Genomic DNA, 586 nt, shown 5'->3' with positions numbered 1-586 from the left:
GATTTACTATACCTTTTTAAAATATTAATTAGAAGAATCTGGATAATAATAGTTATACCGTTAATCGCGGGAGCAATAGCTTTTTTTATAACCTATAATTCAGATTACACTTTTAAATCAACTGCTCAACTATCCACTAGCTTAACGACTAAAGACGACATCTCTCTTCAAGATGAGCGGTTTAATTTTAGAGAAGTTGAGATAAAATTTAATAATCTAATGGAGAGCCTTACCTCTGATCAGGTTGTCTACTTGGTATCTTATAGATTGTTACTGCATGATCTTGACTCCGCAGATAGTTTTAAAGATGTGCCAGTGGAAGAAAGAACTAGTGAGTTGTGGGATTCTCCTGAACGTTTGTTGAAAGCAAAATCTATTATTAGAACGAAACTCAATAATATGGAGGTGCTTTTAAATATGAATCCGGAAGAAAAGCAGCTTATAAAGCTGCTTGAAGACTATGGTTATGATCACGGTACACTTAAAGAGAGTCTTAATGTAAGAAGAATTGACTATACAGATTATATCTTAATTTCTGCGGTGTCAGAGAAAAGATTACTATCAGCATATATTGTCAATACGTTAT

The 586-nt window shown here is 32.9% G+C and carries 1 protein-coding gene; it reads left to right on the top strand.

Annotated features, from left to right (window positions below; genetic code table 11):
• Positions 1-586 (top strand): Wzz/FepE/Etk N-terminal domain-containing protein (locus E1140_RS00085; protein ID WP_155177928.1); only part of this gene is annotated, 586 nt, incomplete at both ends.

This window comes from Fulvivirga lutimaris (assembly GCF_009711525.1).
Taxonomy (GTDB): Bacteria; Bacteroidota; Bacteroidia; order Cytophagales; family Cyclobacteriaceae; genus Fulvivirga; species Fulvivirga lutimaris.
This window is presented reverse-complemented; position numbering and strand designations above follow the sequence as displayed.